Here is a 24151-nt window from a genome sequence, read left to right as displayed (position 1 = left end):
GTCAACGGGTACGTGGGGCGCCGGGACGGTCAGAGGGCGTCGGCCAGGCGGTCCACCTGGGCCGAGTCGAGGCCGTAGCAGTAGAGCATCACCTCGTCGGCGCCGAGGCCGGCGAAGGCGGTGATCGTGTCGCGGATCCCGGTGGGCGTGGTGAGCAGCCCGGCCACCATCCGGTCGGCCATGCCCGTGAAGGCGTAGTAGGCGTGCAGGGCGGCTCGGGCCTCGTCGATCACGGGCTGGGGGCCGAGTGCGACGTTGACCTGTGCGACGAGGCGTGGTTCGCCGTCGCGGCCGTACTGGCTCCAGTACGCCCGGACGGTCTCGAACAGGCCGTCCGCCCAGGAGGGCGCCGCGGCGGCGAGGAAGCCGTCGCCCCAGCGGGCGACACGTTCGAGCGCGGCGGGCCGGAAGCCGCCGAACAGCACCTCGGGGCCCGTGGGCCGGGCGGGTGCCGGGCCGATCGGGCCGACGCCGTCGCCGTACGCTTCGCCGGACCAGAGGCGGCGCATCACCGCCATCTGCTCGTCCAGGCGACGGCCCCGGGTCCGCAGATCGGTGCCCGCGGCCCGGTGGTCGTCCTCCCGGCCGCCGATGCCGAGGCCGAGGACCAGGCGGCCCCCGGTCATCCGGTCCACGGTGGCCGCCTGCTTGGCCAGCAGGGCCGTGTCGCGCAGAGGAGCGAGGAGCACCTCGGTCTGGACGCGGATACGGGAGGTCGCACCGGCCAGGACGGCGAGGGCGACCAGGGGTTCCGGGTTGTCGTAGACGAGCCGGTCCAGCAGGCCGAGCGTGCTGAACGGCCCGGCGTCGGCACGTCGGGCCCAGGTGAGCAGGGTGGTGGGGTCGCCGATGGGCAGACCGATACCCACGTTCATGAAGGTGGCCTCCGAGAGGAAGGGTCGACAAAGTCACTGCCGCCCCTCCGGCACCTCTGCGAGGTGGGACGTTCCCGCTCTGCGGCGTGCTTCCGGGGGAACGTTCGTCGAAGTGCCCTCACGGTAGGGGGCGTGGGGTCCGCGGCACCACCTGTTTTTCGACCCGGTCCTCCGGTCTCCCAACCTGTGGCCCCTCGTCCTCGGCCTCGACCCCTCAGCCCCGGAAGGCCCCTACTCCGGCCCTGGCCACGCCCGCACGCGTCGTGCCCCGTGGACGGGCTCGTACGCCAGGAGCCCGCCGCCGGCGGTGATTGCCGGTGGCGGGCTCCGAGGTGGCCGGGGCGGGGGCGACCGGCCGGCGGGGACGTCCGGCCGGTCGCCCCGCCGCCCGTACGTCAGGCGCCCCCGTTTCGTACGGTCAGGCGCCTGCGTCCGTACGGTCAGGCGCCCGCGTCCTTACGCTCAGGCGCCGTTTCGTACGGTCAGGCGCCTGTGTCGGCCTTGCGGCGGCGTACGACGAAGACCGCGCCCGCGCCGATCACCATGGCCGCGCCGCTCGCGAGGGCCATCTGCGACGTCGCGGAGGTCCCCGTCGCGGCGAGGGTTCCGGTCGAGGTGCCCACGGGGGTGGCCGAGGCGTTGCCCTGCGCGGTGTGGCCCGGAGTCTTCGACTGGGTCTTGCCCGGCTTCGCGTCGTCCACGTTGCCGGGCTTGCTGCCCGCGGCGGCGATCTTGAAGTCGTACTCCTGGAGGTCCGGCGACCCGCCGCACGACCCGTCCTCGTTGAAGTAGTCACCGGCGACGAAGGTGACGCCGTGGCCCGCGGGGGCGGAGGCGTCCACCGTGAGGCGCAGCTTGACGTCGGCGTGGGCACCGGCCTTCAGCGGGCTGACGGCGTCGATGTAGTGCTCGTTGTCGACGGTGTGCCACTTCGGGGACGAGACGCTGGACCACTGGAGGCGCAGCAGGTCCTCGGTGTCCTTGAGCCCGCTCTTGTCGGTGGCGTGGACGTAGACGAACGGGTACACCTCGTCCATCGTCGTGCCGGTGCCGTTGGTCACCCGGAGCTTGAAGTCGACCTTCGTGCCGGCGACGACAGTGGACGGGAGGCCCGTCACCACGGTGGTGAGCCTGGCCTCGGGAACGCAGTCCTCGCCGCCCTCGGCCTCTTCCTCCTTCGCCTTGGCCAGCGCCTCGTCGGCGGCGGTCTTGGCCGCGAGCGCCTCCTTCGTGGCGTCCCGCGCCAGGGAGAGTGCCCGCGCGGCGTCGACCCGGTAGTCGTCGAGGGCCTTCCCGGCCTCCTTCACCTTCGCGTCGGCGGCGGTGCTGGTCCCGGCGGCGGTCGCGGCGGCGGCCTCGGCCTCGGTGACCGCTGCCGCCGCGGCGTCCCTCTCCTCCTCGGTGGCCGTCTCCGGGAGGTCCTCGACCACGGCCTTCGCGTCCACGACGGCCTGGTCGGCGGTGGTCTTCGCCGCGGCGGCCTCGTCCGCGGCCGTACGGGCGGCGGTCCAGGCCACCGCGAGCGGCGTGGTGTCGGACATCGCCTCTTCCACGGCCGCGTACGCGGCCTTCTCGGCGGCGACCGCGTTGTCGTACACCTTCTTCGCCGCGGCCGCGGCCTTTTCCAGCTCCGCGACGGAGGGCTTGTCCTGCGTCTGGGCCGCCGGCTTGGTGTCGGCGAACGCCGGGGTGACGGAGAGCAGTACGGCAGGGGCGGTCACGGCGGCCGCGACAGCCGTGGCAAGGAGCCGACGAATCTTCACAAGAGCCCTTCGGGGTCCGGGAGAAAGCGAGAAGGGGCCGCGGCGGAATGGGTCACGCGATACGGCCTGCTGTGATCGTAGGACCGGCCTCGCCCTCAACCAGCGGAAATTCTGCGGCCGTTGAGGTCGGCCACTCGGTACGGGGGCGGATGGAAAGGGCGAAAGGGCGCAGTTGCGCCCACTCCCTGTGCAATCGCTGTGAGGAATGCCACTCCCGCCTCAGGAGTGTCTGATCGTCACACCCGCCCCAGACCGTCACACCCGCCAAACCGCGCGACCGTCACGCCGTCACACCGGCCGGACCGTCACGACCGCCAGACCGTCACACCCGGGCGGGCGCGGGAGCGGCGTGGCCCCGGGTGCCCGCCGCCCTCCCTCACGCCTTCGCCCGCGCGGTCGAGGCCATCAGTTCGTCCGGGTCCAGGACAGTCAGCTCCCGCCGCCGGGGCCCCGCCCGGAGCAGCCCCTCGGCCGCGAGGCGCCTGAGCTGCCGCTGCACCGAGGCCCGGCTCACCCCGCACCACTCCGCCAGGTCCGTCTGCGCGACCCCGTGCAGCACCACGCCCCGCGAGCCGGGGACGGGGACCCCCTCCGTACGGGCCAGCCGCACCAGCATCCGGTTCAGCCGCACCTCGGTCGCGGCCACCGCGAGCTCGGAGCGGCGCCGGTCCGCCTCCTGGAGCCGGTCCAGCGCCACGGTCAGCAGATGACGGGTGAAGGACGGATGCGTCTCCAGGAGCCGCTGGAACTTCGACGCGGGAAGGACGTGCACGACCACCCGGGTCACCGCCGTCACCTCGGCCGTGCGCCGGGCACCGCGCACGGCGGCCATCTCCCCGATGATGTCGCCGGGCCCCCGCGCGGCGAGATAGGAGCGACTGCCGTCCTCCCGGCCGCCCGTGACCCGACAGGTGCCCTCGGCTATGACGCCCGTCCAGCAGTCCACATCGGTTTCGGCCACGAGACGCTGTCCGGCCCGGTAGGCACGGGTACGGCCGAAACCGCCCAGGGCCGCCTTTTCCGTATCGTCCAGCATGTCCCAGAAACATAAGATTGCCATGAAGTAACTATGGGTCCTGCGGGCCAACTAGGCGTCAGGTGACGCTTTTTGTTCGCAATCCACCTGGTTCCATGCTTCCCACTTGCAGGAGCGGGCCCAGGAGAAACACGTGACAGACCAGCCGGATCCACGGGGCGATCAGACCGCCAGGGGTGATCGCAACATCACCTTTCAGGCCAAAGGCAACATCCGCACCACACGTTCGAACTTCGCGCTCGGCGACATCAACATCACCAAGATCAAGACGTCCGTGCGGAGTCATCCCGTGATCTCGCTGACCGCCGCCGTGGCGGTCGTCGTGGGAGCCGCGTGGGGCGGGGTCCACTACGCGACCGCGGAGAGCGGGGTCGACGTCTCGGTGGTCGGTGAACCCGGTGCGGCCGGGGCCGTCCGCACCGCCGAGGAGATCCGCGTCGCGGAACGGATCGGTGACGCCGCCTCCTGGTGCACGCTCGTCGCGCCCGGAGACGCCGGATGCGAGAAGAGCCTCTCGGGGGCGTTCGCCGGGCGGAGTCCGGAGTACCGCCGCAAGGTGGACGCCGTCACCATCGGCGAGGCCACCGCGAGCGCCACGGCCGCGCAGGTGCCGCTGAGCTGGGACGGGAAGAAGGAGGGCACCATCCCGCTCGAATGGTCCGGGGGCCGGTGGCAGCTCGGTGCCTCGGACTACGGCCTGGTCAAGCTGGGCGGCGGTGTCTTCCTCTCCCTCGTGGACTCCAAGGAAGGCAATCTGAAGCTCGGCGGAATCCCGATCCCGTCATGAGCCCCGACCGCGGCCTGCCGCGTCCCGAAGGGGCCGCCCCCATGGGCCCGCCCGCACACGCGACCCTCCTGGTCGCCGACGTCGAACGGTTCAGCACGCGTGACGGCGCCGACCAGATGCGTACCCGTGAGGCGTTGTACGACGAGTTCCGCGCCGCGTTCACCGAGCCCCTCTGGTCCTCCTGCGCGCACGAGGACCGTGGCGACGGCCTGCTGGTGGTCGTCCCGGGGCAGGTCCCCAAGTCGATGGTCCTCGGCGAGGTCCTGCCGCGCCTCGACGCGGCGCTGGGACGCCGGCGGCGCGGCGATCCGCTGCTGAGGCTGCGGGTCGCCGTCCACGCGGGCGACGTCCACCTCGACGAGCACGGCATCGGCGGCCACGCGGTGATCCGGGCGTTCCGGCTGTGCGACAGCGACCCGCTGCGGAAGGCCGTCGCGGCGGCCCGCGGCGATCTCGCGGTACTGGTCTCCGAGACCATCCACGAGGACGTGGTGCGCGGCGGCTATCCGGGCATCGCCCCGCAGGCCTTCCACGCGGTGGACGTACACGTCAAGGAGACGGCGGTACGGGCCTGGCTGCACGTCCCGGGGGACGAGGACGCGGCCCGCCGGGTCGCCGCCGAGGCGTCCCCGGGCCCGGCCGCCACCGCCGCCGACCGGGAGGCGCCTCGCGAGGGCGGTCTCTCGTTCTCGGCGGGCGGCGATCTGCGCGTCGGCCCCGGCAACAACTTCGCCGGCCGCGACGTGCGCGTGGACGAGCGGCCCCGCCCCCGGCGCTGGTGGCGGCCCTGAGCGGGCTCCCGCCCCACGCGCACGTACACCCGGCGCACCCCCGCACCACCCGGCGCACCCCCGCGCCACCCGCCCGCTGCCCACCACGGCCACCCACAGCCGCCCACGGCCGCTCCGGCCGCCGACACACGCCCCTCGTCACGGGGCACCCGCCCCACCACCCCGGAAGGACTTCACCATGCAGTGGACCGCGTACGAGATCTTCTCCGTGATCTCCGGACTCATCCTGATCGGGGCCGCCTTCGCCCCCGTTCTCTCCCTGAAGGACCGCGTCTACGCCCTGCTCGGCGGCGCGCTCTTCACCGGCTACGGCTTCTACGTCGCCAACCAGACGTCCGGCACCTACGAGTTCCCCGTCTTCATCTTCGTCATCCCGGCGGTGGCGGTGCTCTACGTGCTGTACAAGCTGTTCGGCGGAGCCGGGGGTTCGTCGGCCGGCTGAGACGGGGAGCCGCGGGAGGCGGGAGGGGACGGGGCCACGGGGCCCGTCCCCTCCCGCCCGCTCAGTCCTCGCCCTCCAGATCGCCCTCGGTCTCCAGGAAGACCTGACGCAGCGCGTCGAGGACCGCCGGGTCGGGCTTCTCCCACATGCCCCGGGACTCCGCCTCCAGGAGGCGTTCCGCGATGCCGTGCAGCGCCCAGGGGTTGGCCTGCTGGAGGAACTCGCGGTTCGTCGGGTCCAGGACGTACGTCTCGGTGAGCTTGTCGTACATCCAGTCCGCGACCACGCCCGTCGTCGCGTCGTACCCGAAGAGGTAGTCGACGGTGGCGGCCAGTTCGAAGGCGCCCTTGTAGCCGTGGCGCCGCATCGCCTCGATCCACTTCGGGTTGACGACGCGGGCGCGGAAGACCCGGGACGTCTCCTCGACCAGGGTGCGGGTGCGGACCGTCTCGGGGCGGGTGGAGTCCCCGATGTACGCCTCGGGGGCGGTGCCCTTCAGCGCCCGTACGGTCGCGACCATGCCGCCGTGGTACTGGAAGTAGTCGTCCGAGTCCGCGATGTCGTGCTCACGGGTGTCGGTGTTCTTCGCGGCGACGGCGATGCGCTTGTACGCGCTCTCCATCTCTTCCCGGGCCGGGCGCCCGTCGAGCTCGCGGCCGTAGGCGTAGCCGCCCCACACCGTGTACACCTCGGCGAGGTCGGCGTCCGTGCGCCAGTCGCGGGAGTCGATGAGCTGGAGCAGCCCCGCCCCGTAGGTTCCCGGCCGGGAGCCGAAGATACGGGTGGTGGCGCGCCGTTCGTCGCCGTGTTCGGCCAGGTCGGCCTGGGTGTGGGCGCGTACGAAGTTCCGCTCGGCGGGCTCGTCGAGGGAGGCGGCCAGCCGTACGGCGTCGTCCAGCAGACCGACCGTGTGCGGGAAGGCGTCCCGGAAGAAGCCGGAGATCCGCAGGGTGACGTCGATCCTGGGCCGCCCCAGCTCCTCGTACGGGATCGGCTCCAGGCCGGTGACGCGGCGCGAGGCGTCGTCCCAGACGGGGCGGACGCCGAGCAGGGCGAAGGCCTCGGCGATGTCGTCGCCTGCGGTGCGCATGGCGCTGGTGCCCCACAGGGACAGGCCGACGGAGGTGGGCCACTCGCCGTTGTCGGCGCGGTAGCGCTCCAGCAGCGAGTCGGCGAGCGCCTGGCCGGTCTCCCAGGCGAGCCGGGAGGGGACGGCCTTGGGGTCCACGGAGTAGAAGTTACGGCCGGTCGGCAGCACGTTGACCAGGCCGCGCAGCGGCGATCCGGACGGTCCCGCCGGGACGAAGCCGCCGTTCAACGCGTGGACGGTGTGGGCGAGTTCGTCCGTGGTCGCGGCGAGGCGGGGCACGACCTCGCGGGCGGCGAAGTCGAGGATGTCCGCGACGGCCGCGGGGTGTCCCCCGGCGACGGTGGCGACGGCGGCAGGGTCCCAGCCGGCGTCCTCCATCGCCTGGACCAGGGCGCGGGCCTGCTCCTCGACGGTGTCGGCGGCGGTGCGGGTGGCCGCGGACTCGTCGAGGCCGAGCGCCTCGCGCAGTCCGGGCAGCGACGCCGTCCCGCCCCAGATCTGGCGGGCGCGCAGTACGGCCAGGACCAGGTTGACGCGGTCCTTCCCGGCCGGGGCACCGCCCAGGACGTGCAGACCGTCCCGGATCTGGACGTCCTTGATCTCACAGAGCCAGCCGTCGAGATGCATGATGAACTCGTCGAAGCCCTCGTCCTCGGGCCGGTCTTCGAGTCCGAGGTCGTGGTCGAGCTTCGCGGCCTGGATGAGCGTCCAGATCTGGGCGCGGATCGCGGGCAGCTTCGCCGGGTCCATCGCGGCGATCTGGGCGTGCTCGTCCAGGAGTTGTTCGAGGCGGGCGATGTCGCCGTAGCTGTCGGCGCGGGCCATGGGCGGCACCAGGTGGTCGACCAGGGTGGCGTGCACCCGGCGCTTGGCCTGGGTGCCCTCGCCCGGGTCGTTCACCAGGAAGGGGTAGACCAGCGGCAGGTCGCCCAGGGCCGCGTCGGGGCCGCAGGCGGCGGACAGCCCGGCGTTCTTGCCGGGCAGCCACTCCAGGTTGCCGTGCTTGCCGAGGTGGATCATCGCGTCGGCGCCGAAGCCGTTGTCCTCGGCCGGGGCGGCTATCCAGCGGTAGGCGGCCAGGTAGTGGTGCGAGGGCGGCAGATCGGGGTCGTGGTAGATCGCGATCGGGTTCTCGCCGAAGCCGCGCGGCGGCTGGATGAGGACCAGCAGGTTGCCGCGGCGCAGGGCGGCCAGCACGATGTCGCCCTCCGGGTTGCGGGACCGGTCGAGGAACATCTCGCCGGGCGCCGGGCCCCAGTGCTCCTCGACGGCCTCGCGCAGCTCGGCGGGCAGGGTGGCGAACCAGCGCCGGTAGTCGGCGGCGGGGATGCGGACCGGGTTGCGGGCCAGCTGCTCCTCGGTGAGCCACTCCTGGTCGTGGCCGCCCGCCTCGATCAGCGCGTAGATCAGCTCGTCGCCGTCGCCGGAGACCAGGCCGGGGATCTCGTCCTCGGGCCCGAAGTCGTAGCCCTCGGCGCGCAGTCGGCGCAGCAGGGCGACGGCGCTGGCGGGGGTGTCGAGGCCGACCGCGTTGCCGATGCGGGAGTGCTTGGTCGGGTACGCGGACAGGACGAGCGCGATCCGCTTCTCTGCGGCCGGGATGTGGCGCAGCCGGGCGTGGCGTACGGCGATCCCGGCGACCCGGGCGGCCCGCTCCGGGTCGGCGACGTACGCGGGCAGGCCGTCCTCGTCGATCTCCTTGAAGGAGAACGGGACGGTGATCAGACGGCCGTCGAACTCGGGGACGGCGATCTGGGTCGCGGCATCCAGCGGGGAGACGCCCTCGTCGTTCTCCTGCCAGGCGGCGCGCGGGCTGGTGAGGCAGAGCGCCTGGAGGACGGGTACGTCGAGGCCGGTGAGGGCCCCCGCGTCCCACGACTCGTCGTCGCCGCCCGCCGAGGCCGTGGCCGGCTTGGTGCCGCCCGCCGCGAGGACGGTCGTCACGACGGCGTCGGCGGCCCGCAGTTCGTCGATCAGTTCGGGTTCGGGGGTGCGCAGCGAGGCGACGTACAGCGGGAGGGGGCGGGCGCCCGCGTCCTCGACGGCGGTGCAGAGCGCCTCGACGAACGCGGTGTTGCCGCTCATGTGGTGGGCGCGGTAGTAGAGCACGGCGACGGTCGGGCCGGTGACCTCGCGGGCGGTGCGCTCCAGCGGGCCCCAGGCGGGGGCCGGGGCGGGCGGCTCGAAGCCGTGCCCGGTGAGCAGCACGGTGTCCGAGAGGAAGCGGGCCAGCTGCTCCAGGTTGGCGGGGCCGCCGTGCGCGAGGTAGGCGTGCGCCTCGGCGGCGATGCCTATGGGGACGGTGGAAGCGGCCATCAGCTGGGCGTCGGGGGCCTGTTCACCGGTGAGTACGACGACGGGGCGGCCGGTGGCCAGCACCTGGTCGAGGCCCTCCTGCCAGGCGCGGACACCGCCGAGGAGCCGTACGACGACGAGGTCGGTGCCCTCCAGCAGGTCCGGGAGGTCCTGGAGCGGGAGCCGGGAGGGGTTGGCGTAGCGGAAGCCGACCGGGCCGCCGCAGGCGCGGGCACTCAGCAGATCGGTGTCGGACGTCGACAGGAGCAGGATCATGCGGCGTCAGCCCTTCCTCGGGGTGTCCACGCCCCGGGCGGTGTCGAATGCGGGTCCCGGCCCGGTGGGACCGAGCGCTCGGGGAAGGGAGTTCCTGGCTCACCCGGTGCGGACCGGGTTCACAGTGGCGGGACCGCGCCGGATTCTCACCGGGCTTCCTCCCATGTCGCCGTCTGGCGGTGGCGGCCCGAGCGGACCGCCGCTAGGCATACTAAGGGCTGTCCCGTCATCCCTGGCGGGCGCACGACGACAGCTACGGCACCTCGCCGCGTCGTCGGGACGCCCGAATACATCCCGTATGCGGACGTCCCTCCGCCTTGCGATCCACCGCATCTGACGCCGCGCGCTGATCCACCAGGGATGACGGGACAGCCCTTGGGCAGCAGGTGGGGGGCTTTGACCAGACGGCCCCCGGCCCGGAGAGGGGCGGCTCCGCTCGCACGGCCCCGGTCCGGGCACGGCCGTGCGCGATGTCCGGTACGTCACAGTGACGACCAGGGTGCGCGATGGTCACGGTCGGTATGCTCGCCGCCATGTCCGCATCCCCTCCGCCGCCCCCGTCCCCGGGTGCCGCATGTGCCCGGAGCAGCGGCGACGCCTGCCCCGGGACCCTGCGCCTGCACCGGGCCGACGACGGCGCGCTGGCGCGGATCCGCATACCCGGCGGGGTGCTGACACCCCCTCAGGCCGAGGTGCTGGGCCGTGCGGCCGAGCGGCTCGGTGACGGTGAGTTGCATCTCACCTCCCGGGGCAACGTGCAGCTGCGCGGTCTCGCCGAGGACGGCGGACCAGGGCTGGCGGAGCTGCTGGCCGGGGCGGGCCTGCTGCCCTCCGCACGCCATGAACGGATACGCAACGTCGTCGCCTCCCCCCTCTCCGGGCTCGACGGTCTCGGTGACGGGGACGTCGGGCCGTGGCTGACCGCCCTGGACCGGCTGATCTGCGCCGACGAGAGGGCCACGGCGCTCTCCGGCCGCTTCCTGTTCGCGCTGGACGACGGCCGGGGGGACGTGGACGCCCTCGGCGCCGACGTCACCCTGATCGCCCACGGCGGCGGCGCCCTGCTCCGCGTCGGCGCGACGGACACCGTCCTCGCCGTTCCGGCCGCCGAGGCCCCCCGCGCCGCCCTGCTCGCCGCCGAGACGTTCCTGGACGCGGCCCGTGACACCGGCGCCTGGCGGGTGGGGGACCTGGCCGGTGCCGAGGCCGCCGCACTGCCGGGCGCGGTGCTGCGGCGGCTGCGCCGGGCCGGGACCGACGCCGTGACCCACCGGCGCCCGCGTCCGCCGGAGGCCCGGCCGCCCGCCCCCGGGCCGGTTCCCGGCGGCCGTGGCTCCACCGCGCTCGCCGTCGGCGTACCGCTCGGGCGGATGAGCGCCGCGCAGTGGCGGCTGCTGTCCGGGGGCGGCGGGCTCCGGCTCACCCCCTGGCGCGGTGCCGTCGTCACTGGGGTCCCGGCCGACGAGGCGCCCGGACACCTCGCCTCCCTCGCGGCGGCCGGTCTGATCACCGGTCCCGGCTCCGGGTGGGCCGGGGTCGGCGCCTGTATCGGCCGGCCCGGCTGCGCCAAGTCCCTGGCCGACGTACGGGCCCACGCGGCGGCCGCCGTCGGGGAACCCGGACGGCTCCCCGTGTACTGGTCCGGGTGCGAGCGCCGCTGCGGCCACCCGCACGGGGAGTGGATCGACGTGGTCGCCGCACCGGACGGCGGCCACCGGATCTCCCGCGTCCACGGGGACCGCGCGGAGGTCCTCACGGCGGTCGGGGACGATCCGGCCGCGCTCGCCTCGGCGGTGGCGTCCGCGCGCGGGACCCGTACCGCCTGACCGGACATCGGCGACCAGCGTCCGCACCACCCCAGGAAGAATCCGCACCACCCCAGGAAGAAAGCGACAGCACTGTGCACCAGTACGAGAAGGACGGACCGGCGATCTACCGCCAGTCCTTCGCCACCATCCGCGCGGAGGCGGACCTGGCCGGGCTGCCCGCCGACGTGAGCCAGGTCGCCGTCCGCATGATCCACGCCTGCGGCATGGTCGACCTCGTACGTGACCTGGGCTTCTCGCCGAACGTGGTGGCCGACGCCCGTGCGGCGCTGCGCTCCGGCGCGCCCATCCTGTGCGACGTGGCCATGGTCGCCAGCGGTGTCACCCGCAAGCGGCTGCCCGCGGACAACGACGTGGTGTGCACCCTGTCCGATCCGGCCGTCCCCGAGCTGGCCGCGCGGCTCGGCACCACCCGCAGCGCCGCCGCGCTGGAGCTGTGGCGGGACCGCATGGAGGGGGCCGTCGTCGCCGTCGGCAACGCGCCCACCGCGCTCTTCCGGCTGCTGGAGATGATCGAGGAGGGCGCTCCCCGCCCCGCCGCCGTCATCGGTGTGCCGGTCGGCTTCGTCGGGGCCGCCGAGTCCAAGGACGCCCTGGCCGCCCACCCCTCCGGGCTCGAACACCTCGTCGTACGCGGTCGGCGGGGCGGCAGCGCCATCGCCGCGGCCGCCCTCAACGCGATCGCCAGCGAGCAGGAGTGAGCGCCGTGAGCGAACAGCAGCGGGCCGGGACCCCCGGACGGCTCTACGGGGTCGGGCTGGGCCCCGGCGACCCGTCCCTGATGACGGTGCGGGCGGTGGAGGTCATCGCCGGGGCCGATGTCGTCGCCTACCACTCCGCCCGGCACGGCCGCTCCATCGCCCGGTCCATCGCGGCCGCGCACATCCGTCCCGACCACGTCGAGGAGGCGCTGGTCTACCCGGTCACGACGGAGACCACCGACCACCCGGGCGGCTACCGGGGCGCGCTGGAGGAGTTCTACGCCGAGGCCGCCGCCCGTCTCGCGGCGCACCTCGACGCCGGGCGCACCGTCGCCGTCCTGGCCGAGGGCGACCCGCTCTTCTACGGCTCGTACATGCACATGCACAAGCGGCTCGCGGACCGGTACCCCACCGAGGTCGTCCCCGGCGTCACTTCGGTCAGCGCCGCCGCCGCCCGGCTGGGCACCCCGCTCGTCGAGGGCGAGGAGGTGCTGACGATCCTGCCCGGCACCCTGCCCGAGGAGGAGCTGACGGCCCGGCTCGCCGCCACGGACTCCGCGGTGGTGATGAAGCTGGGCCGTACGTTCCCGGCCGTGCGCCGCGCGTTCGAGGCGTCGGGGCGGCTGCCCGAGGCGCGGTACGTCGAACGCGCCACGATGGCCGGGGAGCGCACCGGGGACCTCGCCGGGACGGACCCCGGCTCGGTCCCGTACTTCGCGGTCGCGGTGCTGCCGAGCCGGATCGACGCACCCCGCCCCGCACCGGATCTCCCCTCACCGGCCCCCGACTCATCAGGCCCTGCCGCATCGGCCGCCGACGTCGGGACCGGCCCCGGCGAGGTCGTCGTGGTCGGCACCGGTCCGGCCGGACCGCTCTGGCTGACGCCCGAGACGCGCGGGGCGCTGGCCGCCGCCGACGACCTGGTCGGCTACACCACCTACCTGGACCGGGTCCCCGTCCGGCCGGGACAGCGACGCCACGGCTCGGACAACAAGGTCGAGTCCGAACGCGCCGAGTTCGCCCTCGACCTGGCACGCCGGGGACACCGGGTGGCCGTGGTGTCGGGCGGTGACCCCGGGGTCTTCGCCATGGCCACGGCCGTGCTGGAGGTGGCCTCGCAGGACGCGTACGCCGACGTCCCGGTCCGGGTGCTGCCCGGAGTGACCGCGGCCAACGCGGCCGCCGCGCGGGCGGGGGCCCCGCTGGGGCACGACTACGCCACCCTCTCGCTCTCCGACCGGCTCAAGCCGTGGGAGGTCATCGCGGAGCGGCTGCGCGCGGCGGCCTCGGCGGATCTGGTGATCGCCCTCTACAACCCCGGCTCCCGCAGCCGGACCTGGCAGGTCGGCAAGGCCCGCGACCTGCTGCTGGAGCACCGCTCGCCGGACACACCCGTGGTGCTCGGCCGGGACGTCGGCGGCCCGGCGGAGAGCGTGCGCACCGTGCGGCTCGCCGATCTGGACCCGGCGGGGGTGGACATGCGGACCGTGCTCATCGTGGGGTCCTCGCAGACCCGGTGGGTACGCCGGGGCGGCGGCGAGCAGATCGTCTGGACGCCGCGCCGCTATCCGGAGGCCTGACCCGCGTCACCCCTCCAGGGTGCGGAGCCAGGCGACGGCCTCCTCGGGGGTCGCGGCCACCGGGACGCCGTCCGGGACCGGCGGCCGCCGGACCACGACCACCGGGATGCCCGCCTCACGGGCGGCGGTGAGCTTCGGCGCGGTCGCCTCGCCGCCGCTGTCCTTGGTGACGAGGACGTCGACGCGGTGCCGGTGGATCAGTGCCCGCTCGCCCTCCAGCGAGAACGGGCCCCGGTCCAGCAGGACCTCCGTGTGCGCCGGGAGCGGGGGCTCGGGGGCGTCCACCGAACGCGCCAGGAACCACAGCGCGTCCAGGCCGGCGAAGGCGGCCAGCCCCATACGGCCCGTCGTGAGGAAGACGCGCCGCCCCAGCCCGGGGAGCAGCCGGGCGGCCTCCTCCAGGGAGTCGGCCGGGTGCCATCGGTCGCCCGCCACGGGTACCCAGCCGGGCCTGCGCAGCGCCAGCAGAGGAACATGGGTGGCGCGGGCCGCCGAGGCCGCGTGGAAACTGATCGTTCGGGCGAAGGGATGGGTGGCGTCGATGACCGCACTCACGCGGTGTGCGCGGATCCACTCCGCCATGCCGTCGGCTCCGCCGAAGCCGCCGACGCGTACCTCGCCCGGGGGCAGTTTCGGGTGGGCCACCCGCCCGGCGAGTGAGCTGGTCACCCGCGGCCCGTCCGCGGTGGACCCGTCCGCGATGGACAGGGCCCCTGCCAGGCGGCGGGCCTCCGTCGTGCCGCCGAGGACGAGTACGTGCAGGGTCATCGATCGGTCCGTCCATGAGCGGTGAGCAGGCCCGGGGCGGGCGCGACGCCCAACTCAAGCACACCGGTCTGCGGCCGGGCTGGACCACCGGCGCCTGCGCCACGGCCGCCGCCACGGCCGCGTACACCGCGCTGCTGACCGGTGAGTTCCCCGACCCGGTGACCATCACGCTGCCGCGGGGCCAGACCCCGGCCTTCGCCCTGGCGGTGGAGGAGCGGGCCGACGGCCGCGCCACGGCCGGAGTGGTCAAGGACGCGGGGGACGACCCCGATGTGACGCACGGGGCGCTGGTACGGGCCACGGTACGGCTGCTCCCGCCGGGGTCCGGAGTGGTGTTCCGGGCCGGCCCCGGCGTGGGGACGGTGACGCTGCCCGGCCTGCCGCTCGACGTCGGGGAACCCGCGATCAACCCGGTGCCCCGCCAGATGATGCGGGAGCACATGGCGCGGGTGGCTGCCGAGCACGGCGGTACGGGCGATGTCGAGATCACGGTCGCGGTGGACGACGGCGAGGAGATCGCACGTTTCACGTGGAACATTCGTCTGGGCATCCTGGGCGGGCTGTCAATCCTCGGGACGACCGGAGTGGTGGTGCCCTACTCCTGCTCGGCGTGGATCGACTCGATCCGCCGGGGCGTGGACGTCGCCCTGGCGGCCGGGCACCGGCATGTGGCCGGATGCACGGGCTCGACCTCGGAGAAGACGGTGGTCGCCGAGTACGGACTGCCGGAGATCGCCCTGCTGGACATGGGCGACTTCGCGGGCGCCGTCCTGAAGTACGTACGCCGCCATCCGGTGGAGCGGCTGACGATCTGCGGCGGGTTCGCCAAGCTGTCCAAGCTCGCCGCGGGCCATCTGGATCTGCACTCGGGGCGCTCCCAGGTCGACAAGCCGTACCTGGCACGGCTGGCGCGGCAGGGCGGGGCGAGCGAGGAGCTGACCGCGGAGATCGAGGTCGCCAACACGGGCCTGGCGGCCCTCCAGTTGTGTGCGGCGGCCGGTGTGCCGCTGGGTGACCTGGTGGCGGTGGCCGCCCGGGACCAGGCGCTCTCGGTGCTGCGCGGGGCGCCGGTCGCGGTGGACGTGATCTGCGTCGATCGCGCGGGAACGGTGGTCGGGCGAAGCGCGGTGCGGTGAGTCGGCCGCGCCCGGCCCGTGGGGACGCGGGGCGGTCGCGGTGAGGGCGCTCGGCCCCCGGGTCAGCCGGTCAGCACGTGTGGCGGTCGCGGGCCGGGGAGTAGAGGTGGCTGTCGTGGAACTGCTCCGCGCCCAGGGTCCGGCCCACCATGATCACCGCGGTCCGGGTCACCTCCGCCGCCCTCACCTGCTCCGCGATCGAGTCCAGCGTCCCGCGCAGCACGATCTCGTCCGGCCGGGACGCCATCGCCACCACCGCCGCCGGGCACGCGGACCCGTAGTGCGGCAGGAGTTCGGCGACCACCCGGTCCACGTACCGCGCCGCGAGGTGCAGCACGATCAGCGCGCCGCTGCGGCCCAGCGTGGCCAGGTCCTCGCCCTCGGGCATCGCGGTGGCCTGCTGGGCGATCCGGGTGAGGATCACCGTCTGACCCACCGTGGGTACCGTCAGCTCCCGCTTCAACGACGCGGCGGCCGCGGCGAACGCGGGCACCCCGGGCACGACCTCGTACGGCACGCCCGCCTCGTCGAGCCGCCGCATCTGCTCGTTGACCGCGCTGAACACCGAGGGGTCCCCGGAGTGCAGCCGGGCCACGTCATGGCCGTCCCGGTGGGCGGCGACCAGTTCGGCGGTGATCCGGTCGATGTCGAGCTGGGCGGTGTCGATCAGCCGGGCGTCCGGCGGGCACTCGGCGAGGAGTTCCCTCGGCACCAGGCTGCCCGCGTACAGGCAGACCGGACTGGCGGCGAGGACACGGGCGCCGCGCACCGTGATCAGGTCGGCGGCACCGGGGCCCGCGCCGATGAAGTACACGGTCATCAGTTGTCTCCTGGGTGGGTCGGGAAGGGCTTGCGCACGGACCACTGGGTGACGGGCATGGCCTGGCGCCAGCCCGTGAATCCGCCGACCGGCACGGCGTGGGCCACCGCGAGGCGCACCAGGTCGCCGCCGGACGTCCGGTAGCGGTCGGCCAGCAGCGCCTCGGACTCCAGCGTGACAGTGTTGGCGACCAGCCGGCCCCCGGCGGGCAGCGCGTCCCAGCAGGCGTCCAGCAGACCGGGGGCGGTGAGGCCGCCGCCGATGAACACCGCGTCGGGTGCGGGCAGTCCGGCCAGCGCGTCCGGCGCCGCGCCGGTGACGACCCGCAGTGAGGGCACCCCCAGCCGGTCCGCGTTGCGGGCGATGCGCTCCGCGCGCTCCGGGTCGCGTTCCACGGTGATCGCACGGCAGGACGGATGGGTCCGCAGCCACTCGACGGCGATCGAACCGGAGCCGCCGCCGACGTCCCACAGCAGCTCACCGGGCGCGGGCGCCAGGACGCCGAGCGTGGTGGCCCGCACATGGCGTTTGGTGAGCTGCCCGTCGTGCTCGTACGCCGTGTCCGGCAGTCCCGGTACGGCGCCGAGGCGCGGTGTGTCCGGGGCGCTCCGGCAGTCCACCGCAACGATGTTGAGCGGGTCACCGGGCGGGTGCGCCCAGGTGGCGGCGGTCCCGTCCAGGCAGTCCTCGTCCGTGCCGCCGAGCTGTTCGAGCACCCGCATCCGGCTGGGCCCGAAGCCCCGGTCCCGCAGCAGGGCGGCCACGGCGGCGGGCGTGGCCGCGTCCGCGCTCAGCACCAGCAGCCGCCGCCCGTGGTGCAGCGCGGCGGCCAGCCGGGCCAGGGGGCGGCCGACCAGGGTGACCGTGCCGGTGTCCTCCAGCGGCCAGCCGAGCCGCGCGCAGGCGTACGACACCGAGGACGGATGCGGCACCACGTGCAGCGCCCCGGCGCCCAGTTCCTCGGTGAGGGCCCGGCCGATCCCGTAGAACATCGGGTCACCGCTGGCCAGGACGGCGATCCGGCTTCCGGCGTGGGCGGTGAGCAGTCCTCGTACGGCGGGCCGCAGGGGCGACGGCCACGGCACGCGCCGGCCCTCGCACCCGGTCGGCAGCAGCCGCAGCTGGCGCTCCGCGCCGATCAGGACCTCGGCGCCCAGCAGCGCGGAACGCGCGGGCCCGGTCAGTCCGGCCCATCCGTCGGCCCCGATTCCGACCACGCTCACGGGGGTCGCGGGCGGCGGGACGGGGGGCGGGGGCGATGCGGGGGACACGGGCCGGGTACCTCGGATGTTCGGTGGACGACGCAGCCGCACTCTACTGGGGGGTACGCGCGCACCCACGCGGCGGAGTGACACGGACCCGGTCCCCGCCGTGGGCCGGGGGACCGGGACCGGCTCCGACACCCCCTGGACTCCGCTCCCCGGCCCCGCGAGAGACCGCCCCACGACCCCGCCCCGCGAGGGACCGGCCCCACCACCTGGCCGGTCCTACCGTCCGGCCCACCACCCGGCCGGTCCTACCGCCCGGCCAGCCACTGCGCGAAGGTCGTGGTGCCCCGTACGTCCGGCCGGTCGGTGGTGAGCGCTCCCGCCCGCAGGGCCCGGCCCACCGCGCCCGGCAGCGGCACGGGCACCGGCAGCACCCGGCTGCGATGGGCGGCGCGCCACTGGAGGCCCAGGTCGCGCAGATCCGTGATCTCGGGGCCCGCCACCTCCACCCGTCCCCGCAGCGCGGGCCGCTCGGCGACATCGGCGACGGCGTGCGCCACCTCCACCGCCGCGACGGTCTGGAGCCGCGCCTTCGGCAACGGATGCACACCGCACCGGGCCAGTGGCGCCAGCGCCCCGGCCACCAGCTCATGGAACTGCGTCGCCCGCACCATCGACCAGCCGACCGGCCCCGACTCCACCACCCGCTCCTGGGCCACCTTCGTGCGGTAGTAGCCGATCGGCACCTTCTCGCAGCCGACGATCGAGATGCCCACGTGATGGCCCACCCCGGCCTTCTCCTCCGCCGCGAGCAGCAGCCGCGATCCGTCGACCAGGGTGGTCCTCGCCTTCTTCGGGGAGGTGCTGTTGCTGGCGTCCACCACCACGTCGCAGCCGGCCAGTGCCTCGGCCAGGCCCTGTCCGGTCGTCAGGTCCACCGGATGGTCGGGGGAGCGGCGGCTCAGCACCCGTACCCGGTGGCCGCGCCGCCGCAGTTCCTCGGCGACGGCGCTGCCCAGCGTGCCGGTGCCACCGGCGACGGCCACGGTCAGATTCCTTTGTGCGTCCATGTCCCGTGGACGGATCACGAGCACAGGGATGTGACATCACCGCGCCCCGGCGAGGGGCGACCGGCCCCTGTCATCCCGCCGAGCGCCGCCGGACGAAGGTGAGGACCGCTTGGCCCGGCCCCGGCGGCCTGATCCACGAAGGCCCCCACGCCGCGTGCAAGCCGCCCTGGCGCAGGGCGAACCGGGGCAGACCGATACCGAAGGCCGCGCCGATCGCGTCGAGCACCCGTGTCTCCGCGTCGCGCGCCAGGCCGTGCCCCGTCCCCTCGGCGGCGACCGGCGGGGCGCCGTCGAAGAGGGCCGTGCCGAAGAGGGCCGGGTCGAGCCCGTCGGGCACGGTCCCGGTGACCTCGGCCGCACCCGCGCGCGCCACCGCGGTGAACCGGGTCTCCCCGTCCTCCGCGTACGAGAAGTGGAAGACGTCGGTGCACCCCCTTCCCGGGACGGCGTTCCGCTCGCACCAGACCGCCACCGACCGGACGCCGGGCGGGACGAGGGCGCCGGGACCCTCCACCCGGCCGTACTGATAGGTCTCCGGGTCGTGGTCGTAGGCGAAGCTCCAGTCGCCCGCGCCACCGCAGGAGCCCACCCGGTACAGGCACCGGCCCCGGGTGTCGCCGCCCCGGTGCCGGAGCCGCCACAGCTCCCGCTCGGTGTGCGGGGCCAGCGGCTCTCCGCCGCCGAGCCGTTCGGCGAGGGCCCGTGGGGTGACGCCCTGGACCGCCACGAAACGGTAGGAGTGGTCGGGCCGGTCGTCCTGGGCCACCCACCCGAGCCCCCATCCGCCGTCCCGCTCCGGCCCCACGACGGGGGCACCGGTCCGTCCGCCGTGGCCGGCCCGTGGCGTGGTCAGGATGTGCCGCCCGCGCTCCGGGGTGACGAGCGGTCCGAGGAGCGGGTCGGCCGTCAGCCCGATCGGCGCCAGGTGCTCCGGGCCGTAGGGCTCCCAGCCGGGCACGGCGGTCACCAGGGTCCGCCACGCGGTGTCCGTGTCACCCCAGCGGGCCTGCTCCCTCGCTTCGTCGACGGCCCGCCCGAAGGCCCCCGGGGACACGTACCGGAACGTGCGCCCCCGGGCCGCCGCCAACGCCGCCTCCGCCGCCTCGCGGCCCTCCTCCCCGTGCCGCCGCAGGAACCAGTCGTCGTCCCTGCCCCTTTGGCAGTGCTCCAGGGCGAGGACGGGCATCACCTCCCGGACGTACAGCGGATCGTTCGTGTCCGGGGGCACCGGGAGGTGGCCGGCGCGGCCGAGCATCGTGCCGATCTGCTCGCGCAGCACCCGCGCCCGGGGCCTGCCGAAGGATCCGGCCTCGCCGAGGGCCGCCGCCTGGGCGTCCACGTCCTCCCCCGCCAGGCAGGCGACCCGGGCGCGCTCGACGGACGCGTCGAGCTTCCGGGTCAGCTCGTCCTCGAAGCGCGGATCGTCGCCCTGGTCGGCGACGAACGTCCGGTGCCCCTCCCGCATGAAGGCGGCGAACGACCCGTACCGCTCGGGGTACTCCCCCGACCAGCCCTTGTAGACGTAGAGGGCCCACTCGCCGTTCTCGTCGGTGTCCCCCGGATCGAGCAGCACGTCGGTCATGTCCGAGTCGACGGAGAGTCGCAGCGCCCGCTCCCACATCCCGGCCATCAGCACCTCGGACGGCGTCGGCCGTGCGTCCAGCTGCTCCTCGTAGAGCGCCTTCATGCCCATCGGGTCCCGGTGCCAGTCCGCGTCTCCGGTGCCGGCGAGCAGGTACACCGATCCGCCCGCGTGCCGCCAGCCGTCGGAGACCTGGAGGAAGGCGCGGTAGGACGGCGGGAGCGCGGTGCCCAGCCGCCGTTCCAGAGCGGCCATCCGCCGTTCGCCCGCCGGCGGGAAGCACAGCCCGCCCGCGGCCAGGGCCTCCTCGTCGGCCTCCTCGGGATCGGCCAGCTTCTGCACGGCCCTCCACTGCGCGTTCCAACGGTCCAGGAACCACTGCCAGTTGTCGATGTCCACGGTGGGCGATCCTCGCACCCGCCACTGACAGCGCGGCCGCGCCCGGACCGCCCCCGCCTGCGCCGCCGGACTCGCCGGGGCCCGCCACCCTGGCGATCATCGAAGGCATGACCGAGAACAGCACGGGCAAGGACATCACGCTGCGGATCGCCCAGCAGCCGGAGGCGGACGCGCTCCTCGGCCGCAGCCCGCTGGCCGCCCTCGTCGGCATGCTGCTGGACCAGCAGGTACCGATGGAGTGGGCGTTCACCGGCCCCTACACGCTGGCCGGACGGATGGGCGGGGACGACCTGGACGCCCGGGAGATCGCCGCGTACGACCCGGAGGCGTTCACGGAACTGTTCACCGCCAAACCGGCCCTGCACCGCTACCCGGGGGCCATGGCCACCAGGGTGCGGCAGCTCTGCCGGTACCTGGTGGCCGAGTACGACGGGGAGGCGAGCGCGGTCTGGGCGGACGCCGCGACCGGCGCCGAGCTGCTGAAGCGGCTCAGGGCGCTCCCCGGGTTCGGCACCCAGAAGGCGCAGATCTTCCTGGCCCTGCTGGGCAAGCGGTTCGGGGTCCGCCCAGCGGGATGGCGCGAGGCGGCCGGCCCGTACGGCGAGGAGGGCTCGTACCGGTCGGTGGCGGACATCACCGGCCCCGAGTCGCTCGCCGAGGTACGGGCCGTCAAGCAGCGGATCAAGGCGGCGGCCAAGGCGGCACGACGCGCCACATGACCAGAACACGCCACACAACCGGCCACAACCCGCCACACCTGTTCCAGGACGGCGGCCCCCTCGCTACCTTCCTGCACATCCGTTCGCATCGACCCGCTTCGGAAGGACTCCTGTGCACGCGACTCGTCGCAGATCCCTCGCGGTTGTGGCCGCCACCACCCTGGCCGCACCGCTGCTCCTCGGCGCGGCACCGCATCACGGCCACCCGCCGCACGACCCCGCCAAGGAGGCGGCCAAGCTGTCGCGGCAGCTGGTCAGGGAGGCGTCCGCGAAGGACGCCTTCCGGCACCTGCGGACGTTCCAGGCGATAGCCGACGCGTCGGGAGGCCACCGGGCGGCCGGGTCGCCCGGCCACGACGCCTCCGCCGCCTATGTGCACCAGCTGCTCCGCAAGGCCGGCTACAAGGTCTCCTACCAGTCCTTCGACTTCGTCTACACCGAGACCCTCGCCGAGAAGCTCTCCGTCGTCTCGCCCACCCCGCGCGAGGTGCCCGTCAAGGCGATGACGTACACGACGTCCACCGCGCCCGGCGGGGTGCGGGCGGCCCTCGCCGCCGTTCCCGACAGCGACGCGGCGGGCTGTGTGGCGTCCGACTACGCCTCCGGGACCTTCACCGGCAAGATCGCGCTGATCAAGCGCGGCGGCTGCTCCTTCGCCGAGAAGCAGGCGGCCGCCGGAGCCGCGGGCGCGGTCGGCGCCGTCATCTACAACAACACCGAGGGCGTCCTCTCCGGGACCCTCGGCGACGTCGGGTCGGGCCGGATCCCCACCGGCGGGCTCGTCCAGGAGGAGGGCGAGAAGCTCGTCGCCGACCTGGCCCGGGGCGAGGTGACGGTCTCCCTGGAGATCCGCGAACTCCAGGAGGAGCGCACCACCCGCAACGTCCTCGCCGAGACCCGCGGCGGGAACGCGTCCCGGACGGTCATGCTCGGCGCCCACCTCGACTCGGTCACCGACGGCCCCGGCATCAACGACAACGGCTCGGGCTCGGCCGGCCTCCTCGAAGTCGCCCTGGAACTGGCCAGGACCCACAAGACGCCCGCCAACAAGATCCGGTTCGCCTGGTGGTCGGCCGAGGAGAACGGCCTGCTGGGCTCGGAGGCGTACGTCGCCAAGCTCTCCCAGGCCCAGCGCGACACGATCGCGCTCTATCTGAACTTCGACATGATCGCCTCACCGAACGGCGCCCAGTTCGTCTTCGACGGCGACGACTCCGACGGGGTCGGCGAGGGCCCCGGGCCGGAGGGGTCCGCCCAACTGGAGCACGACATCACCGCGTTCCTGGACTCCCGGGGCACCCCGCACATCGGGGCGGACTTCACCGGGCGCTCGGACTACGGGCCGTTCATCGAGGTCGGCATCCCCTCCGGCGGGACGGACACCGGCGCCGAGGGCATCAAGACCGCCGCCGAGGCCGAACTCTTCGGCGGCACGGCCGGGGTCGCGTACGACCCCTGCTACCACGCGGCCTGCGACGACCTGAAGAACATCGACATGGCGCACTTCGACACCAACATCGACGTGATCGCCCACGCGGTGGGCACCTACGCCTACGACCTCCGCTCGCTGACCCGCCCGGTCCCCGCCGCGGCGGCCACCGCCGGGCGGAGCGCCGGCAGCGGACCGCGCGAGGGCCACGCGCACGGCGTCACCCGCTGACGACGGTTCCCCGGCCCCGAAGCGCCGTTCCGCCCGTGACGAAGCGGCGCTTCGGGGGCCTTCCGCCCGCGGCAGGACGGCGCTTCGGGCACCTTCCGCCCGGCCTCCCGGCCCGCCCCTGGACTTCCCGCCTGGTTCGCCCCGCTTTCACCCGGGATCGCGGTGGTGCCCATGGCTGCGCCCGGAGGCCCTTGCCCGGTAGGCTTTCCGTGTGATCTTCAAGCGCATCGGAAATGGGCGGCCATACCCCGACCACGGCCGGGAAAGCACCCGACAGTGGGCGGACGTCGCGCCGCGCCCGGTCCGCCTCGACCAGCTGGTGACCACCAAGGGCCAGCTGGACCTGGAGACCCTGCTCGCCGAGGACTCCACGTTCTACGGGGACCTGTTCGCCCACGTCGTGAAGTGGCAGGGCGACCTCTATCTGGAGGACGGACTGCACCGCGCCGTGCGCGCCGCCCTGCAACAGCGCCAGGTGCTCCACGCCCGGGTCCTCGAACTCGGCTGAGCCGCGCCACTCCCACCCTTGGAGCATTTCGGGCCTTTCGGGTGCTTTTATGCTCATACGGGTGCCATCTGTTGATCGTTTAGTAGGCATCGTCTCCGAGCGGCACTACGCTTCGGCCATGAGCATGTTGACCCCTCCCGGCTTGGGCGGAAAGTACCGCGTCACGGGTAAGGCGTACCCGCGCATGCGCCGTCCGCGCCGTCGCGGACGACTGGTCCTTTCGGCGGTCGCCGCCGTGGTGGCCCTCGGCATGGCCGGGTGGGGCACCCTCCAGCTCGTCGACGTCTTCACGGGAAGCGACAAACAGGCGAGCGCGGCCGGCCGGCCGAAGACCTGCGCCTCCCCGGCGGCGGCCCCACCCGCGAAGGCGCTGCCGAAGCCGGGCGCCATCAAGGTCAACGTCTACAACGCGACGCCCCGCAGCGGGCTCGCCAAGGCGGCGGCGGACGAGCTGAAGAAGCGCGGCTTCGTCATCGGCGAGGTGGACAACGCCCCGGCCGCCTACGACAAGAAGGTGCCCGGTCCCGGGCTGCTGCTCGGCGCGCCCACGGCGGCCGACGGGGCGTTCCCCGTGCTCACCACCCAGCTTCCGGGGACGGAGCAGAAGACGGACGCCCGCAAGACGGCGGACATCGATCTGATCATCGGGACGAAGTTCAAGGCGTTCAGCACACCGGCCGCCGCGGCGTCCGCCCTCGGCGCCCTGGCGAAGCCGGCTCCGTCCCCCTCGCCCGGCTGCTGAGCCGGGCGGACCTCCCCCGGCCGTCGAACCGGTCGGACCGGGCGGCCGGGGCGCGGGCCCCGGTCCGCGGCCCGTGT

Annotated in this window: 20 protein-coding genes and 1 riboswitch; of the genes, 11 read left to right on the top strand and 9 right to left on the bottom strand. The window is 74.2% G+C overall.

Annotation, left to right across the window (positions count from 1 at the left end; all coding sequences use genetic code 11):
* Nucleotides 1-29: 29 nt before the first annotated feature.
* From B9S64_RS17040 to B9S64_RS17030, 3 genes are all read right to left on the bottom strand, one after another.
* Nucleotides 30-875: an LLM class flavin-dependent oxidoreductase gene (locus B9S64_RS17040; RefSeq protein WP_103492779.1), complete on the bottom strand. Its 846-nt coding sequence runs from the start codon at nt 873-875 to the stop codon at nt 30-32.
* Between the two features lie 482 nt (nt 876-1357).
* Nucleotides 1358-2638, bottom strand: coding sequence for an LPXTG cell wall anchor domain-containing protein (locus B9S64_RS17035; RefSeq protein ID WP_103492778.1), 1281 nt, complete (start codon nt 2636-2638; stop codon nt 1358-1360).
* Between the two features lie 376 nt (nt 2639-3014).
* A complete protein-coding gene (locus B9S64_RS17030; RefSeq protein WP_103492777.1) occupies nt 3015-3698 on the bottom strand; it encodes a Crp/Fnr family transcriptional regulator in 684 nt (227 codons plus the stop codon).
* Between the two features lie 109 nt (nt 3699-3807).
* Between B9S64_RS17030 and B9S64_RS17025 the strand changes: the two genes are divergently transcribed.
* The 3 genes from B9S64_RS17025 (at nt 3808) to B9S64_RS17015 (ending at nt 5694) form a co-directional block, all read left to right on the top strand.
* Nucleotides 3808-4461 carry a hypothetical protein gene (locus tag B9S64_RS17025; protein ID WP_237520901.1) on the top strand — a complete coding sequence of 218 codons (654 nt, stop codon included), beginning with the start codon at nt 3808-3810 and terminating at the stop codon, nt 4459-4461.
* Nucleotides 4458-5252 carry an adenylate/guanylate cyclase gene (locus B9S64_RS17020; protein ID WP_258317570.1) on the top strand — a complete coding sequence of 265 codons (795 nt, stop codon included), beginning with the start codon at nt 4458-4460 and terminating at the stop codon, nt 5250-5252. Before B9S64_RS17025 ends, B9S64_RS17020 begins: the two co-directional genes overlap by 4 nt.
* A 178-nt stretch (nt 5253-5430) precedes the next feature.
* Nucleotides 5431-5694: a hypothetical protein gene (locus tag B9S64_RS17015; protein ID WP_103491026.1), complete on the top strand. Its 264-nt coding sequence runs from the start codon at nt 5431-5433 to the stop codon at nt 5692-5694.
* 61 nt (nt 5695-5755) lie between these two features.
* On the opposite strand, the gene cobN is transcribed toward B9S64_RS17015, so the two are convergent.
* The gene (gene cobN / locus B9S64_RS17010) at nt 5756-9355 is read right to left on the bottom strand and encodes a cobaltochelatase subunit CobN (protein ID WP_103491027.1); all 3600 of its coding nucleotides are present in this window, start codon (nt 9353-9355) and stop codon (nt 5756-5758) included.
* 88 nt (nt 9356-9443) lie between these two features.
* Nucleotides 9444-9516: riboswitch (cobalamin riboswitch) on the bottom strand.
* A gap of 360 nt (nt 9517-9876) precedes the next feature.
* Here cobN and B9S64_RS17005 point away from each other — a divergent pair.
* From B9S64_RS17005 to B9S64_RS16995, 3 genes are all read left to right on the top strand, one after another.
* Nucleotides 9877-11181 carry a cobalamin biosynthesis protein CobG gene (locus B9S64_RS17005; RefSeq protein ID WP_109492226.1) on the top strand — a complete coding sequence of 435 codons (1305 nt, stop codon included), beginning with the start codon at nt 9877-9879 and terminating at the stop codon, nt 11179-11181.
* A gap of 74 nt (nt 11182-11255) precedes the next feature.
* A complete protein-coding gene (locus B9S64_RS17000) occupies nt 11256-11882 on the top strand; it encodes a precorrin-8X methylmutase (RefSeq protein WP_028441792.1) in 627 nt (208 codons plus the stop codon).
* 5 nt (nt 11883-11887) lie between these two features.
* On the top strand, nt 11888-13462 hold the full coding sequence (locus B9S64_RS16995; protein WP_103492285.1) for a precorrin-2 C(20)-methyltransferase: 1575 nt from the start codon (nt 11888-11890) through the stop codon (nt 13460-13462).
* A gap of 6 nt (nt 13463-13468) precedes the next feature.
* Here the strand turns inward: B9S64_RS16995 and B9S64_RS16990 are convergent, their stop codons facing one another.
* On the bottom strand, nt 13469-14230 hold the full coding sequence (locus B9S64_RS16990) for a cobalt-precorrin-6A reductase (protein WP_103492286.1): 762 nt from the start codon (nt 14228-14230) through the stop codon (nt 13469-13471).
* A gap of 14 nt (nt 14231-14244) precedes the next feature.
* Between B9S64_RS16990 and B9S64_RS16985 the strand changes: the two genes are divergently transcribed.
* Nucleotides 14245-15366 carry a cobalt-precorrin-5B (C(1))-methyltransferase gene (locus tag B9S64_RS16985; RefSeq protein WP_103492287.1) on the top strand — a complete coding sequence of 374 codons (1122 nt, stop codon included), beginning with the start codon at nt 14245-14247 and terminating at the stop codon, nt 15364-15366.
* Nucleotides 15367-15436: 70 nt separating this feature from the next.
* On the opposite strand, the gene cobM is transcribed toward B9S64_RS16985, so the two are convergent.
* The 4 genes from cobM to B9S64_RS16965 form a co-directional block, all read right to left on the bottom strand.
* Nucleotides 15437-16186, bottom strand: a complete 750-nt coding sequence (cobM, locus tag B9S64_RS16980) for a precorrin-4 C(11)-methyltransferase (RefSeq protein ID WP_103492288.1) — start codon at nt 16184-16186, stop codon at nt 15437-15439.
* A complete protein-coding gene (gene cbiE / locus B9S64_RS16975) occupies nt 16186-17457 on the bottom strand; it encodes a precorrin-6y C5,15-methyltransferase (decarboxylating) subunit CbiE (protein WP_103492289.1) in 1272 nt (423 codons plus the stop codon). The genes cobM and cbiE overlap by 1 nt, the downstream gene beginning before the upstream one ends.
* Nucleotides 17458-17702: 245 nt before the next feature.
* On the bottom strand, nt 17703-18440 hold the full coding sequence (locus B9S64_RS16970; RefSeq protein ID WP_258037935.1) for an SDR family oxidoreductase: 738 nt from the start codon (nt 18438-18440) through the stop codon (nt 17703-17705).
* 94 nt (nt 18441-18534) lie between these two features.
* Nucleotides 18535-20445 carry an SMI1/KNR4 family protein gene (locus tag B9S64_RS16965; protein ID WP_103492290.1) on the bottom strand — a complete coding sequence of 637 codons (1911 nt, stop codon included), beginning with the start codon at nt 20443-20445 and terminating at the stop codon, nt 18535-18537.
* Nucleotides 20446-20552: 107 nt separating this feature from the next.
* Here B9S64_RS16965 and B9S64_RS16960 point away from each other — a divergent pair, with 107 nt between their 5' ends.
* The 4 genes from B9S64_RS16960 (at nt 20553) to B9S64_RS16945 (ending at nt 24074) form a co-directional block, all read left to right on the top strand.
* A complete protein-coding gene (locus B9S64_RS16960; protein WP_103492291.1) occupies nt 20553-21164 on the top strand; it encodes an HhH-GPD-type base excision DNA repair protein in 612 nt (203 codons plus the stop codon).
* A 112-nt stretch (nt 21165-21276) separates the two neighbouring features.
* Nucleotides 21277-22824 (top strand): M28 family metallopeptidase, encoded by a 1548-nt coding sequence (locus B9S64_RS16955; protein ID WP_103492292.1) that lies wholly within the window; start codon nt 21277-21279, stop codon nt 22822-22824.
* 211 nt (nt 22825-23035) lie between these two features.
* Nucleotides 23036-23332 (top strand): type II toxin-antitoxin system VapB family antitoxin, encoded by a 297-nt coding sequence (locus tag B9S64_RS16950; RefSeq protein ID WP_003955420.1) that lies wholly within the window; start codon nt 23036-23038, stop codon nt 23330-23332.
* Between the two features lie 142 nt (nt 23333-23474).
* Nucleotides 23475-24074, top strand: coding sequence for a LytR C-terminal domain-containing protein (locus tag B9S64_RS16945; protein WP_103492293.1), 600 nt, complete (start codon nt 23475-23477; stop codon nt 24072-24074).
* Nucleotides 24075-24151 lie beyond the last annotated feature (77 nt).

Origin of the sequence: Streptomyces sp. SM18 (assembly GCF_002910775.2) — a bacterium.
GTDB classification, from domain to species: domain Bacteria; phylum Actinomycetota; class Actinomycetes; order Streptomycetales; family Streptomycetaceae; genus Streptomyces; species Streptomyces halstedii.
The sequence above is the reverse complement of the archived record's forward strand: the minus strand, read 5'-3'. Positions and strand labels throughout refer to the sequence as shown.